General features: G+C 58.0%; 11 protein-coding genes and 1 pseudogene. 9 read left to right on the top strand and 3 right to left on the bottom strand.

Annotated elements, in window-relative coordinates:
* Positions 1–15: 15 nt before the first annotated feature.
* The 7 genes and pseudogenes from B3B59_RS11015 to pptA all read left to right on the top strand — a co-directional run bounded on the left by B3B59_RS11015 (position 16) and on the right by pptA (position 6,314).
* Positions 16–2,279, top strand: a pseudogene (locus B3B59_RS11015) (NtaA/DmoA family FMN-dependent monooxygenase).
* A gap of 9 nt (positions 2,280–2,288) precedes the next feature.
* Positions 2,289–2,798: a GNAT family N-acetyltransferase gene (locus B3B59_RS11010; RefSeq protein ID WP_212475990.1), complete on the top strand. Its 510-nt coding sequence runs from the start codon at positions 2,289–2,291 to the stop codon at positions 2,796–2,798.
* Positions 2,799–2,808: 10 nt separating this feature from the next.
* On the top strand, positions 2,809–3,735 hold the full coding sequence (locus B3B59_RS11005) for an amino acid ABC transporter permease (protein ID WP_233802330.1): 927 nt from the start codon (positions 2,809–2,811) through the stop codon (positions 3,733–3,735).
* The gene (locus tag B3B59_RS11000; RefSeq protein ID WP_212475992.1) at positions 3,719–4,492 is read left to right on the top strand and encodes an amino acid ABC transporter ATP-binding protein; all 774 of its coding nucleotides are present in this window, start codon (positions 3,719–3,721) and stop codon (positions 4,490–4,492) included. The genes B3B59_RS11005 and B3B59_RS11000 overlap by 17 nt, the downstream gene beginning before the upstream one ends.
* A 9-nt stretch (positions 4,493–4,501) precedes the next feature.
* Complete coding sequence (locus B3B59_RS10995) at positions 4,502–5,389, top strand: transporter substrate-binding domain-containing protein (RefSeq protein WP_233802332.1); 888 nt, start codon at positions 4,502–4,504, stop codon at positions 5,387–5,389.
* A gap of 40 nt (positions 5,390–5,429) precedes the next feature.
* Positions 5,430–6,047: a glutathione S-transferase family protein gene (locus tag B3B59_RS10990; protein ID WP_040075609.1), complete on the top strand. Its 618-nt coding sequence runs from the start codon at positions 5,430–5,432 to the stop codon at positions 6,045–6,047.
* A 36-nt stretch (positions 6,048–6,083) separates the two neighbouring features.
* Positions 6,084–6,314, top strand: a complete 231-nt coding sequence (pptA, locus tag B3B59_RS10985) for a tautomerase PptA (RefSeq protein ID WP_040075610.1) — start codon at positions 6,084–6,086, stop codon at positions 6,312–6,314.
* A gap of 158 nt (positions 6,315–6,472) precedes the next feature.
* On the opposite strand, the gene B3B59_RS10980 is transcribed toward pptA, so the two are convergent.
* Positions 6,473–7,381: a LysR family transcriptional regulator gene (locus B3B59_RS10980; protein WP_233802334.1), complete on the bottom strand. Its 909-nt coding sequence runs from the start codon at positions 7,379–7,381 to the stop codon at positions 6,473–6,475.
* Between the two features lie 119 nt (positions 7,382–7,500).
* On the opposite strand from B3B59_RS10980, the gene B3B59_RS10975 reads away from it, so the two are divergent.
* Positions 7,501–8,376, top strand: a complete 876-nt coding sequence (locus tag B3B59_RS10975) for an MBL fold metallo-hydrolase (RefSeq protein ID WP_233802336.1) — start codon at positions 7,501–7,503, stop codon at positions 8,374–8,376.
* A 19-nt stretch (positions 8,377–8,395) separates the two neighbouring features.
* On the opposite strand, the gene B3B59_RS10970 is transcribed toward B3B59_RS10975, so the two are convergent.
* Entirely contained in the window at positions 8,396–8,716 is a 321-nt protein-coding gene (locus B3B59_RS10970) for an ArsR/SmtB family transcription factor (RefSeq protein WP_233802338.1), read from the bottom strand.
* Between the two features lie 159 nt (positions 8,717–8,875).
* Here B3B59_RS10970 and fusA point away from each other — a divergent pair, with 159 nt between their 5' ends.
* The gene (fusA, locus tag B3B59_RS10965; protein ID WP_233802340.1) at positions 8,876–10,978 is read left to right on the top strand and encodes an elongation factor G; all 2,103 of its coding nucleotides are present in this window, start codon (positions 8,876–8,878) and stop codon (positions 10,976–10,978) included.
* 46 nt (positions 10,979–11,024) lie between these two features.
* On the opposite strand, the gene B3B59_RS10960 is transcribed toward fusA, so the two are convergent.
* Positions 11,025–11,597, bottom strand: a complete 573-nt coding sequence (locus B3B59_RS10960; protein WP_233802342.1) for a flavin reductase family protein — start codon at positions 11,595–11,597, stop codon at positions 11,025–11,027.
* Positions 11,598–11,702: the final 105 nt, after the last annotated feature.

Raw genomic sequence — 11,702 nt, 5'->3', positions numbered from 1 at the left:
CGTTAAGGGGTGAATATGTCTGCAACACGACAATTGCGACTGGGGACCATACTGCATGGCGCTTCCGGAAATATGTCGGCCTGGCGCCATCCGGCGGCGATTGCCGATGCCAGTATTAATTTTAACTTTGTTAAAGAGACGGCATTAAAGGCGGAAGCGGGCAAGCTGGACTTTATTTTTGTCGCCGACGGTCTTTATATTAATGAGAAGTCGATTCCGCATTTTTTAAATCGCTTCGAACCCCTGACGGTATTATCCGCTCTGGCGACCCTGACCTCACGCCTGGGGCTGGTAGGCACGCTCTCCACCTCCTATAGCGAACCCTTTACCGTGGCCCGGCAGTTTGCCAGCCTCGACCACCTGAGCAACGGGCGCGCGGGCTGGAACGTGGTGACATCGCCGCTGGAAGGCTCGGCGAAAAACTTCTCCCGGGATAAACATCCGGAGCACGCGCTACGTTATCGCATCGCCGACGAGTATCTGGAGGTGGTAAAAGGGCTTTGGGACTCCTGGGAGGCAGACGCTTTTATTCGTGATAAAGAGAGCGGTCAGTTCTTTGATCCTGAAAAGCTGCATACCCTCAACCACCGGGGCGATTTCTTCCAGGTAGCAGGGCCGCTGAATATCGGGCGCACGCCGCAGGGGCGACCGATTGTATTTCAGGCCGGGGCGTCAGACGACGGCAAAAAGCTGGCGGCGAAACATGCCGACGCCATTTTTACTCACCACGACAGCCTGCAGGAGGCCCGCGCCTTCTATCAGGATGTTAAACAACAGCTCGAATTACACGGCCGCCGCCCCGAGGAGTTACATATTTTTCAGGGGGTGAGCGTCATCGTGGGCAAAGATGCCGATGACGTAGAGCAACAATATCAAACCACGGCGGAGTTAGTGTCCATTCATGACGCGCTCAACTATCTGGGGCGTTATTTCGAGCATCACGATTTCGCGCAATATCCTCTCGACGAACCCTTCCCGGACATCGGCGAGCTGGGGCAGAACAGCTTTCGCAGCACTACCGATGAGATCAAGCGCAATGCCCGCGAGCGCAATCTCACACTACGCCAGGTTGCGCTGGAGGCGGCCTCACCGCGCCCGCGCTTTTCCGGCACCCCGCAAGAGGTGGCAGACGGTCTGCAGCAGTGGTTCGACGCCCGGGGCGCGGACGGTTTTATCATTCAGGGCGGCACGCCGGAGACCTTCCCGCGCTTTGTCGATGAGGTGGTGCCGATCCTGCAGGCCCGCGGCCTGTTCCGCACCGACTATCCCGGCTCCACCCTGCGCGACAGCCTGGGGTTAGAGCAGCCTGAAAACCAGTTCGTAAAATAATAAAAGAGACATCCGCTATGCAGAAAACATCGCTTATTCTGGCGCTCGCGCTGGCCTTTACCCCTGCCGTCTGGGCAGAGAATGTCAATATTAATGGCACCGGCGTGAGCCTTGAGGCCAATAAAACCCCGATCCATACCCCGAAAAACGACGAAGCGGTGGCACAGTTGCCGAAAGACTATCGCTTTGCGGTGCCGGGGAAATTTACCGTGGCGGTAGCAGCGCTAAATTCACCGCCGCTGACCGTTTTTTCTGATGACAACAAAACGTTGCTGGGCAGTGAAGTCGACGTTGCACGGCTCGTCGCCGATAGTCTTGGGCTGGCGCTGAACGTGGTGCCAACCTCCTGGGAGGACTGGCCGCTAGGGGTCTCGTCCGGCAAATATGATGCCGCAATCAGCAATATTACCGTGACCAAAGCGCGCAAAGAGAAGTTCGACTTTGCCACCTACCGAAAAGACTCTCTCGGCTTCTACGTTAAATCCTCCAGTCCGATCCACGCCATTGAGAAAGCGGAAGATATCGCCGGGCTGCGCATTATTGTGGGCTCCGGCACCAATCAGGAGGCCATCCTGCTGGCGTGGAATGAGCAGAACCTCAAAAAAGGGCTGAAGCCCTTTATCCCGGTCTATACCAAGGATGATGCGGCGCAAACCCTGGCGATCCAGTCGGGTCGCGCAGATGCCTTTTTTGGCCCGAACGTGATTGGGGCCTGGAAAGCCGCGCTCACCGGTAAAACGAAATTAGTGGGCAGCGTGGATGGCGGCTGGCCGAAGGCGGCGCACATCGCCGTGACGCTGAAAAAAGGCGGTGGCCTGGTCGAGCCGGTGCAGACCGCGCTCAACGGAGCGATCAAAAACGGCGATTACGACAAGGTACTCAACCGCTGGGGCGAGGGCGTGGAGCGTATTCCGCACTCTGAAGTGAATCCGGCCGGACTTGGCGACTAAGGAGGTCCCATGAGCGAGCTATTTCGCGACGTTTCGCCGCAAGATGCCGATCTGCAGCCGATTCTCGAAGGATTGTTCCAGGAGTATGCCGACCGCTACGGCGACTACTTCTCGAAAGATGCGGAAGTCGAACTGACCGAGTGGTATCTGCCGCCGCAGGGGCTGTTTATCGTGCTGGAGCGCAACGGGGTGATTATCGCCACCGGCGCGTATAAAGCCTTTGATCCCCAAACCGCAGAGATCAAACGGATCTGGACGGACAAAACGCTGCGTCAGCAGGGGCTGGCGGCCAGGGTGGTGCAGGAGCTGGAGCGCAGGGCAGTGCGTGCAGGTTATAGCCAGATGTACCTCACTACCGGTTTTCGCCAGCCAGAGGCGGTGCGGCTCTATCTCAGTCAGGGGTATCAGCCGCAGTTCGATCTGAATCGCGATCCGGAAGAGTACAGCCAGCCACCGTTCGATGGCCGTCTGCGCTTCACCAAAACGCTGGTGCGCGAAGCGCTCAGTAAAACCGCATGAGGAAGTGACAATGAACAACGTTGAAACCATCAAAGTGGTCCCGGCGCGCTACCCGCTGCGTACCCTGGGGGCCGTTGTGGCGCTCTTTGTGCTGGCTGTGGTCGTACAGTCGGTGGCCTTTAATCCGCGCTGGGAGTGGGCGGTGTTTGCCCACTGGTTCTTCGACCCGGTCATCCTGGAAGGGGTGGGGCAGACGCTCTTACTCACCCTGATTGGCACCGCGCTTAGCGTGGTAATTGGCGGCATGCTGGCGCTGGCGCGTCTGTCGTCGTCGTGGTTGCTCAGTGGCCTTGCGTGGGGCTATATCTGGCTATTCCGCTCGCTACCGCTGATCGTGGTGCTGATTATTCTCTATAACTTCTCGTATCTGTACGACACGCTCTCTCTCGGAGTGCCTTTTACACATATCACCTGGGGCCGTTTTGAGACCATTAACGTGCTCGGGCAGTTCTCCACGGCGGTAGTGGGGCTGACGTTGGTGCAGAGCGCCTATACCGCCGAGATCATTCGCGGCGGTTTTCTGGGGGTGGATCACGGTCAGTATGAAGCGGCCGCTGCGTTGGGGTTACCTGCCTCGCGCCGTACCCTGCGCATCATATTGCCTCAGGCGCTGCGCACCATTCTGCCGGCCGGGTTTAACGAGATCATCAGCCTCGCCAAAGGGACGGCAATGGTTTACGTGCTGGCGATGCCTGAGCTCTTTTACACCATTCAGATGATCTACAACCGTACCCAGGAGGTGATACCGCTGCTGATGGTGGGTGCCGTCTGGTATCTGGCGATCACGACCGTCCTTTCGGCTATTCAACACTTGGTGGAGCGCGGCCTCGCCCGCAGCGAGCGTCGCTCCGCGGTCAACCAGAACCGCAGCGCCAGCCGCAGCCGTTCCGTCACTCCCACCCAGACACAGGAGCCTATCCATGCCAGCCTCTCCTGAAGGACATATTTCAATCACCGGCGTCAGTAAGTTTTTTGGTCGCCACAAGGCGCTGGATAACGTCTCGCTGGAGATCCCGCCGGGTTCCGTGACGGTGATCCTCGGCCCCTCCGGCTCGGGCAAATCAACCCTGCTGCGCACCATTAACCACCTGGAGCGGGTGGACGAAGGGTTTATCCAGATAGATGGCGACTACATTGGCTATCGCCGTCAGGGCGACAAGCTCTTTGAACTGAAGGAGAAAGCGATCCTCAAACAGCGGGTGAACGTGGGGTATGTGTTCCAGAACTTCAACCTCTTCCCGCATTTGACGGTGCTGGAAAACCTGATTGAAGCACCCGTGGCGCACAAAAAACTGACCCGTAAAGCGGCAATAGAACGCGCTTACGAGCTGCTGGATGTGGTAGGGCTGCGCGATAAGGCCGACGCCTGGTCGCGCCATCTCTCCGGTGGGCAGCAGCAGCGTATTGCCATCGCCCGCGCCCTGGCGCTGCGACCGCGCGTCATGCTGTTTGATGAACCTACCTCGGCGCTTGATCCTGAGCTGGTGGGCGAAGTGCTGGATGTGATTAAAAAGCTGGCCCGCTCGGGCACCACGCTGGTCGTGGTGACTCATGAGATTGGCTTTGCGCGTGAAGTGGCGGACCAGGTGGTGTTTATGGTCGATGGCAAAATTGTGGAGCAGGGCAGCAGCGACGAAGTTTTGAACCGTCCTTCCCATGCGCGTACGCGCCAGTTCCTCTCGAAAGTGTTGTAAGGAGCGTAGATGAAATATGGACTTCTGGCTGGGCTACTCGTATCCACCGCAAGCCACGCCAGCATTGATCTGCAGGCCAATGAACAGCCGCTGACGGTAACTCTCGATAAACAGGCGGTGGCGAAGATCCCGGCAGATTATCGTTTTATCGAGCCGGGCACCCTGACCGTTGCGATCTCGGCCCTCAACTCGCCCCCGCTGGCGCTCCTTGCCAGCGATAACCGCACCCGTATCGGCAGCGATCCGGATATTGCCCGGCTGCTGGCGGGCAGTCTCGGGTTAAAGCTGAAGCTGGTTCCCGTGGCCTGGGAAGACTGGCCGCTGGGGATCATCGCCGGGCGCTACGACGTGGCGCTGGTGAACATAGCGGTGACGGAGCAGCGTAAACAGAAATTCGACTTTGCCACCTATCGCGTGGATTCGCTGGCTTTTTCGGTGAAATCCACCAGCGAAATAGCGTCGATCAACACGGCTGCCGATCTGGCGGGCAAAAAAGTGATTGTCGGCTCGGGGACGAATCAGGAGCGGATCCTGCTGGGCTGGAATGAAGAAAATATTCGGACGGGGCGCCAGCCGGCGCTGCCGGTCTATCTGACGGACGATGCCTCGGGCAATCTCTATATACAGTCCGGCAGGGCGGATGTCTTCTTCGGGCCGCAGTCGGTCTCAGCTTACAAAGCGGCCCTCACCGGCAAAACCCGCGTGGTCGGGTTAGGGCCGAAGAAGGCTTATGTGGCAACCACCACCAGGAAGGGCAATGGCCTGGTCTATGCCCTGCAGGCGGCGCTGGACGGAGCCATCCAGCGCGGGGAGTATCAGCAGGTGCTGGCGCGCTGGGGCGAGCAGGGCGAAGCGGTGGAACGATCGGAGGTCAATCCGCCGGGGATAACCTACTAATGCTGCTCTACACTTAGGGTTTCTCTTGCGTGGAGGCAGCATGATTAAAGTCTATGGCGTACCCGGCTGGGGCTCGGCAATCAGTGAGGTGATGCTGACCCTCGCCGATATTCCGTATCAGTTTATCAACGTAGAGGGCTTTGACGCCCCCGGGCCGCAGCGCGAAAGGCTTGAGCGGCTTAACCCGCTGTGCCAGGTGCCCACGCTAGAACTGGAGAATGGCGAGATCATGACGGAGACCGCCGCGATTGCGCTGATGATCCTCGACCGCTGCCCCGAACTGGCGCCGCCGGTAGGGCACAGTGAACGTCAGCAGTTTCAGCGCTTACTCATCTGGCTGGTCGCTAACGTCTATCCCACCTTTACCTACGCCGATTATCCGGAGCGCTGGGCGCCTGATGCACCGCAGCAACTGCAAGAAAACTGTCGGGAGTACCGCAAATCGCTCTATCTGTGGCTGGATAACCATCTCAAGGCCACGCCGTGGGCCCTTGGCGAACAACTCACCTTACTCGATGCCTACCTTGTGGTGATGCGTAGCTGGGGGCCGCGCGGCGAGTGGTTCGCGGCCAATACCCCCAATATCGTCGCCATCGCCGATAAGGTGAGCCAGCTCGCTAAACTGCACAAGGTGCTAAAAGCTAACGAGATAATCTGATAGCGTGAAAGGCTAACTGATAGAGGAGCCCTGCTTATGCCACACGTTGATATTAAATGTTTCCCGCGCGATCTGAATGACGAACAAAAAACCGCTCTGGCAGAGGAGATCGCCGAGGTGATCGTTCGTCACCTGAACAGTAAAGATCGCGCTGTTTCCGTGGCGCTTAACGAAGTTCAGGAAGCAGACTGGAAAGCGCAGGTCTGGGATACGGAGATTGGCCCGAAGCTCGACGAGCTGATTAAGAAGCCGGGATATTCTCTGTAAGGCAAAGACGGTAACGAAGGTTACCGTTTTTTTTGGCGGAATTGTGGCGCAAAGGAGGAGGGCAACATCGGGTCATTCTCTTACGGCATTTACCTGTAAGGTTTGTGAATAAATACCATCGCCGCTCTTCACGCACTGTTTCTTTCAGGATAACAATCTTATAAAACCCCCGATTTTTCGGCAAAAAGCTCACTCAGCCAGTCGATAAAGACCCGTACTTTAGGTGTCAGATAGCGTCGGTCCGGAAAGAGAACCGAGACCGGTTTCGATGCGGTGGTGTACTCAGAGAGCACTTCCACCAGTCGGCCGGCGGCGAGATGAGGGGCCATAACCGCATGGATACCCTGGATTATCCCCAGCCCCGACAGCCCGCAGGAGAGCATAATATCGGTGTTGTCGACCAGCATGTGTCTGGCCGGGTGTACCGTCACCGGCGTACCTTGTTTTATAAATCGCCACTTCATCACAACCCGATTGTGCCCGCTGAAAAACATCACGGTCTGGTGTCTGGCGAGATCCTCCGGCGTGCCGGGCACGCCATAGTGCGCCAGATATTCCGGCGTAGCGCAGGTGACCAACCGCGCATCGCCCAGACGTCGTGACACCAGCGTAGAGTCCTGCAATTCGCCAAGGCGGATCACGCAATCAATGCCCTCAGCCACCATATCAACCCGATGATCGGAAGAGGTCAGCTCCAGTTCGATATCCGGATAACGGGCCTGAAAGTCCCTCAGCGCCGGGATCAGTACGGCATGTGCCAGCGAGAGTGGCGTATCAACGCGTAGTCGACCGCGAGGAGGACGCGTCGGCGAAAACGATGCCATCACATCCTCAACCTCATGCAGCAACCCTTTTGCCCGCTGGTAAAAGAGCTCGCCCTCTGAGGTGAGGCTGACTTTTCGGGTGGTGCGATGCAGTAAGCGCGTACCCAGCTCCTCTTCCAGCTGCTGGATGGCTTTGGTTACGGCGGGGCGATGCAGGTGGAGCACATCCGCTGCCCGGGCGAAACTTCCCCGTTCGGCGACTTCAACAAAAATGCTCATCTGTTCATACATTCTGGCACGCATCGGGATGGCCTCAGCTAACGATTATTACTCTGTGGATAACAGTGTAATACGAAAAAGCCTCTGTTTACTGCCTCACCAACGACTTATGCTTAAGCCACACCAACCAGAGAGGTCATATCATGCCGTTAACACACCAGGTTCAGGCACCCATGGTCAACCGGAAAAAAGTGGGCGATAGCATCGTTACCATGCTCAGCGATGGCTACCTGGATGGGTCGTTTGAGCTACTTTCGGGGATCACCGGCTCAAAAGCCGAAGCCCTGCTGCAGGCGCGGGGCGTGAGCACGTTGCCACGTATGAACATCAACATCTACGTGATCCAGACCGGGCAGCATACGGTTTTGGTGGATAGCGGCGCGGGCAACTTCAAAGGCTGGGGCGGGCGGCTGCCGGTGGCGCTGGCGGCGGCAGGAATTGATCCCTTGCAGATCGACACCGTCCTGCTTACACATGCCCATCCAGACCATATCGGTGGCCTTGCCGGGCCGCTCGCCACGCCCCATTTTCGCCATGTTGAACGGCTGTTTGTGCACGAGCGTGAACTGGCGTTCTGGCGCAACAAAACGATGCAGGCCAGCGCACCAGAGAGGTTTAAGCCCTCGTTCGAGCTGGCACAAAATGCTTTTGCCGCGTATGACGACAGACTGGTGACCTTCACACAGGAAGATATTTTGCCCGGTATTCAGGCGGTGCCACTGCCTGGTCACACGCCGGGGCATACCGGCTATGTGGTCGGGAACGCGCAGGATTCGCTATTAATCTGGGGCGATATCGTCCATTTCCCGCATATTCAGGTGGAGCAGCCGAATGTCACCATTGCCTTTGACAGCGATCCGGTGACCGCGGCGACAACGCGCAAACGCCTGCTTGAGCGGGTAGCGACAGATAATCTCAGCGTGACCGGTATGCACTTCAATTCACCGGTAAGCGCCAGCGTAAAGCGCGGCGATGCGAAATTTAGCCTGCAATACGACGGCGGGTCCCCGGCGTTCTGATGTCGCTGGCGCGCCTGACTCAGGCGCGCGGAGCCGCGTTATTCATCACCCGCAACAATGTTTCCAGCAGGCCGGGAAAGCGATTATCGAGATCCTCGCTGCGCAATGAAATCATATTTTCTCGCCCCTGTGGCCGCTGCCAGATGACCCCGCTGTCGCGCAGTACGCGCCAGTGGTGTGTCATGGTCGATTTCGCGATATCCGGCGGTCGCAGGGCGTTGCAGCTTGCTTCGCTGCCGTCTGCAAGCTGGCGGATGATGGCGAGACGCAGCGGATTACCCAGCGCTAAAAGCACGTTTTCTAGCTGTATCTGTTCAGGTTCGGGATGGTTAGGGATCATAAGGCTCCTGGATAAGACATCAGCTTGAGCTATACCAATGATAGCGCAAACCTTAAAAAAAAGTTCGTACATACTCGTACAGTAGGACTATGATAGCAGACGAACTCAGACGCGACCATCCCGGTCGCTTACTCACAGTCAACTGACTAAGGACGCATCATGCCCCGACCCATCCCTCTCGAACGTTATCGCAACATCGGTATCTCCGCGCATATCGATGCCGGTAAAACGACCACCACTGAGCGCATCCTGTTTTATACCGGAATGAGTCACAAGCTGGGTGAAGTCCACGATGGCGCGGCAACAACCGACTGGATGGCGCAGGAGCAAGAGCGAGGTATCACCATTACCTCTGCGGCGGTGAGCTGCTTCTGGCCCGGTATGGACCGTAGCTATGAACCGCACCGGATTAATATCATCGATACCCCGGGGCACGTGGATTTTACCATTGAAGTAGAACGCTCCATGCGGGTGCTGGACGGCGCAGTCATGGTGTATGACTCTGTCGGTGGCGTGCAGCCCCAGTCGGAAACCGTCTGGCGGCAGGCCAATAAGTATCACGTACCCCGTATCGCGTTCGTCAACAAAATGGACCGCCCGGGTGCCGATTTCTTCCGCGTGGTCCAGATGATGGTCGACAGGCTAAAAGCTCACCCGGTGCCGATCGTGATTCCGATCGGGGCGGAAGAGCATTTCACCGGCGTAGTCGATCTCATTAAGATGCGCGCTATCGTCTGGGACGATGCCACGCAGGGCATGACCTTCAGCTATGCACCGGTGCCGGATGAGCTGCTGGCCACCGCGCAGACCTGGCGTGAGCAGATGGTCTCGGCGGCGGCTGAAGCCAGCGATGCGCTCATGGATAAATATCTGGAAACGGGCGATCTGGACGAAGCTGACATCATCAGCGGGTTGCGTCAACGCACCGTGGCGGGGGAAATCCAGCCGATGCTCTGCGGCAGCGCCTTTAAAAACAAAGGGGTGCAGCGGATGCTCGACGCGGTGATTGAACTGATGCCCTCGCCGCTGGACGTCCCGGCAATTGACGGTGTGGATGCGAAGGGGCAGGCTGCCGAGCGCCACCCGAGCGACGACGAACCCTTCTCGGCGCTGGCGTTCAAGCTAATGACCGACCCCTACGTGGGCCAGTTGACCTTTATCCGGGTCTATTCCGGCGTGCTGAGAAAAGGCGACGCGGTTTACAATCCGGTGAAAGACAAGAAGGAGCGTATTGGGCGCATTGTGCTGATGCAGGCTAACGATCGCCACGAGGTAGACGAGCTGCGCGCCGGGGATATCGCGGCCTGTGTCGGGTTAAAAGATGTCACTACCGGCGACACGCTCTGTGATCCGTCAGCGGTGATTACCCTTGAACGGATGGAGTTCCCGGATCCGGTGATTTCGCTGGCCATAGAGCCAAAAACCAAAGCGGATCAGGAGAAAATGGGGATCGCGCTGCAACGTCTGGCTGCAGAAGATCCGTCGTTCCGCCTGCACACCGACGAGGAGTCAGGGCAGACGATCATCTCCGGAATGGGTGAGCTGCATCTGGAGATTATCGTTGACCGGATGAAACGCGAGTTTGGCGTGGAGGCGAATATCGGTCGGCCGCAGGTAACCTACCGTGAAACCCTGCGCAAAGCGGTGAAAGAGATCGAGGGCAAATTTGTGCGTCAGTCCGGCGGTAAAGGGCAGTACGGCCATGTTGTCCTCAGCCTCGAACCCCTGGAGCCGGGCAGCGGTTTTGTCTTTGAAGATGCCACGAAAGGCGGGGTGGTGCCGCGCGAATACATCCCTTCGGTGGAAAAAGGGCTGCGCGAGGCGATGAACAGCGGCGTGCTGGCGGGCTATCCGGTCGTGGACGTGAAAGCGACCCTGACCTTTGGTTCGTATCACGACGTTGACTCCTCGGAGATGGCCTTCCGCATGGCGGCGATCTTTGGTTTCAAAGAGGGGGCGCGTCGGGCCGAGCCGGTCATCCTGGAGCCGGTGATGCACGTTGAGGTAGAGACGCCTGAGACCTACGCCGGGAATGTAATGGGCGATCTCTCTTCCCGCCGCGGCATGGTGCAGGGCATGGAGGAGCGGTACGGTAGCCAGATTATCCGCGCCGATGTGCCGCTGGCAGAGATGTTCGGCTATGCCACCACGCTGCGCTCGATGTCCCAGGGCCGCGCGACCTACAGCATGGAGTTTCATCACTATGCCGAAGCGCCGCGTAATGTTGCAGAAGGGATTATCGCCAGCCGTTCGAAAGGTTAATTGTTGCAGTAAATACCCTCGCTCCATTGGGGCGAGGGCCAGGCGGCTATTCCGCCGCCTTCACCATCTTACCGCTGGTCACAAAGGTCCCTGCGCCCAGGTGATGCAGCGTGTTGCGCTTATCCTCATCAAACTGCCAGCGTCCGGCGACAAACGCCCGCTCATCTGCGCCCGCGGCCACCACTTCGCCAAACAGGGTGTCATATTTCTCGGCGGCGGCGGTCACCGGTAATAGCCGACACTCCATCCACGCCAGACACTTCTCTTCAACGACCGGCAGCCCCAGCACCGGGCCGTTAATAACCGGGATCCCGTAGCAGTTAAATTTATCTTCATCCCGCCCGCTCACGCTACCCACCGCGTAGGTCCAGTTAGCGGCGGCAACGCCCGGCACCACAATGCCAAACATGCCGCTGCGCTCAATCAGCTCTCGAGACCAGGCGCTTTTATCCACCACGATGGCGATACGCGGCGGTTCAAACTCGACCGGCATCGACCAGGCGGCCGCCATAACATTACGTCGGTCAATCTGCTCATCCCGGCTGGTGATCAGCACCGTAGGGCCGTGGTTCAGCAGACGGCTGGCATGTTTTAACTCGACGGGGCGAAAGTGGCTCATAACAACTCCTCAGTATTAGCGCCAGGCCATTAAACCTCTGAAGCGCAGACAAAATCAATACGCAACATTTTGTTCATGGTTTCGTCACATAGCCCCCCTACAGTG

It is taken from the genome of Leclercia sp. UBA2479 (assembly GCF_002341985.1).
In the GTDB taxonomy this organism is placed as follows: domain Bacteria; phylum Pseudomonadota; class Gammaproteobacteria; order Enterobacterales; family Enterobacteriaceae; genus Enterobacter; species Enterobacter pneumoniae.
The sequence above is the reverse complement of the archived record's forward strand: the minus strand, read 5'-3'. Positions and strand labels throughout refer to the sequence as shown.